This is a genomic window from Oleiphilus sp. HI0079 (assembly GCF_001635105.1).
The window spans coordinates 1-2,714 of sequence record NZ_LWFT01000588.1; the positions used below are offsets into that span (position 1 = coordinate 1).

Genomic DNA, 2,714 nt, shown 5'->3' on the forward strand with positions numbered 1-2,714 from the left:
TAACCGTTGGGAACGATTTCTGGCGGAACAGTGGCAGCCATCACCGTTCGGCCTTGATCATCCTTATAGCGATACATAATGCCTGCCTGCACGGAGCTCACGAAAACCGCAAGCGCCAAGCACACACTCATTACAAGACGAACACTCATTTTTTGTACTTATCCTTAAGAGAAATCACTCGTTTTATAATACCTAAAATCTAACTATAGCCGCCTTGCTAAAGATCGCTCAGTTACAATCCGTTATATTCCGTAACGATCTCTATACGCAGCAACGCTGTCTGCGTACTCTGCCAAACTTGCATCGCTAGAGATGAAGTCTAGTATTTGTCCAAGGTTTACGATGCTCAGCACAGGAATGTTGTAGTCACGCTCAACTTCCTGAATCGCCGAAAGTTCTCCTTGACCTTTTTCTTGACGGTCGAGGGCAATAATAACTCCGGCTGGCTCGGCACCGGCAGCCTTAATGATTTGGATAACCTCTCGAATTGCGGTTCCAGCAGTAATCACGTCGTCAATGATCATAACTTTACCTGAGAGCGGGGCCCCAACAATGGTTCCGCCCTCACCATGATCTTTTGCTTCTTTTCGATTAAAAGCAAAAGGACGGTTGTCTTGATACAAAGAAGAAAGTTGAACCGCCGTTGCAGCGCCTAGAGGAATACCTTTGTAAGCAGGGCCGAAAAGGACATCGTACTCTACACCAGATTCTTGCAAGGTCTGGGCGAAGAATTCTCCTAGCTTTGATAGCGACAGGCCATCGTTGAAAAGGCCTGCGTTAAAAAAATAAGGGCTCACGCGGCCAGACTTGAGGGTAAATTCTCCAAATTTAAGAACATTTTTTTGAAGAGCAAATTCAATAAATGCTCGTTGATGCGGTTTCAGAGACGAAGTCGACGACATAAAAGTGACCTTACTGTAAATATTTGGGTTATTTCTTTTCAAAAAATGTGAAACAAGTATCATATCACGCGTTCAAATTAAGGGGCAGATATGCGTGTAGTATCAATCAGTGTTAACGGTCTTAAGCAGGCCGCGGAACTAGGCTTTTACGATTGGATGCGAGAGATCGATGCCGATGTTGTATGCGTCCAAGATATTCGCGGCAAAGTATATGATTTTGACGATGAAATATACCATCCTGACGGGTATGAAGTGTATATTCTTGATGCCGAAGATCCTGAAGATGGCGGCGTCGCAATTTACACTCGTCACTTCCCAAAAGCGATCATGTACGGATTCGCCTACGAGCCTGCAGACCGACAAGGTCGATTTATTCAAGCGGACTTCGATAACGTAAGTGTTGCATCGATGCTTGCCCCTGCATCAATGGAAAACCCTGATCAGCAAGAGAGCAAAGACAAGTTCATGACAGCATTTCAAGACCACCTTGAGAAATGTCTGCGCAAGCGTCGCCAATTCATTTTCACAGGTAATCTTCAAAGCACACATGAAGTGACAGACGCGAGCGAACGCTACCATCATGGAGAGGCTCCCGGATTCAAAGCTCATGAACGCGCGTGGTTTGACAAAACGTTTGATGAGTTAGGGTATGTGGATGCATTTCGCAAAGTAAACAGCCACGATGACGAGTACACACATTGGCCAAAGTCAGCCGGAGAAGAGCAATCTGAAGCAGGGATTCGCAGCGACTTTCAAATCACTACCGGCACGGTGAATAATCTTATAGAAGATGGGTTTGTTGACTACGACACGCGGTTTTCAGATCACGCACCGCTGATCATTGACTACGACATTATTATGTAGGGCTTAAACTGCAAGAGCCTTAGCTGTCTGATAGACAAGTTAAAAAAGAAAGGGCAAAGCCTTACGGTTCTGCCCTTTCTTTTCACCTGTTTAGAAGAAGCGTCTAACTTAGCGCTTTCTCCTGCAACTCAAAAATTTCCCCTACGCCTTTTCGAGCAAGTGCCAGCATGGCATCAAACTCGTCCTGCTCAAATGCCTCTCCCTCAGCCGTGCCCTGCACTTCGATAAAACCGCCTTTATCGGTCATCACGACGTTCATATCTGTTTCCGCAGCAGAATCTTCAGGATAATCTAAATCCAACACAGCAGCACCCTCATAGATTCCGACCGAAATCGCCGCAATCTTTTGCTTTAAAGGGGACTCTTTTAGTTTGCCCGCAGCAACGATCGAGTTCAAAGCCAAACCAAGTGCAACACAGCCACCTGTAATCGATGCCGTACGAGTACCACCATCAGCCTGAATGACATCACAATCAATCGTAATGGTTCTTTCGCCAAGCTTTTCCAGATCAACTGCCGCGCGCAGTGAGCGCCCAATCAAGCGCTGAATCTCAACCGTTCGCCCGCCTTGCTTGCCTCTCGCCGCTTCACGTCCCATTCTAGAGCCCGTAGAACGTGGCAACATACCATACTCAGCAGTGATCCAACCTTGACCAGCCCCTTTCAAAAAACGCGGCACAGACTCCTCTATCGAGGCGGTACAAATCACTTTTGTATCGCCGAACTCCACCAACACAGACCCCTCTGCGTGTTTGGTGTAACCCGTCGTTAGTTTGATATCACGTGCTTGATCTAACGCTCTTCCGCTTGGACGCATGTATTTTCCTTTTCTCTCATAATGACAAATTTGAAGTAGCGCGAGTTTAACATTATCTTCAATAGCTCGCGCTACGACTTTCAACTATGATTTGCCGAGCCCCAAAACACCTTACTAAGGAGACTCCATGT

The 2,714-nt window shown here is 46.5% G+C and carries 4 protein-coding genes; 1 reads left to right on the forward strand and 3 read right to left on the reverse strand.

Features of this window, described 5'->3' with window-relative positions:
* Positions 1–149, reverse strand: a 149-nt coding sequence (locus tag A3750_RS27305) for a DUF4124 domain-containing protein (protein ID WP_156498513.1), incomplete at its 3' end; no start/stop codon positions are given.
* A gap of 93 nt (positions 150–242) precedes the next feature.
* A complete protein-coding gene (gene pyrE / locus A3750_RS10050; RefSeq protein ID WP_068454411.1) occupies positions 243–884 on the reverse strand; it encodes an orotate phosphoribosyltransferase in 642 nt (213 codons plus the stop codon).
* A 108-nt stretch (positions 885–992) separates the two neighbouring features.
* On the opposite strand from pyrE, the gene A3750_RS10055 reads away from it, so the two are divergent.
* A complete protein-coding gene (locus tag A3750_RS10055) occupies positions 993–1,766 on the forward strand; it encodes an exodeoxyribonuclease III (protein WP_068454399.1) in 774 nt (257 codons plus the stop codon).
* A 103-nt stretch (positions 1,767–1,869) separates the two neighbouring features.
* Here A3750_RS10055 and rph read toward each other — a convergent pair whose 3' ends face one another.
* Positions 1,870–2,583 (reverse strand): ribonuclease PH, encoded by a 714-nt coding sequence (gene rph, locus A3750_RS10060; protein WP_068454408.1) that lies wholly within the window; start codon positions 2,581–2,583, stop codon positions 1,870–1,872.
* Between the last annotated feature and the right edge of the window lie 131 nt (positions 2,584–2,714).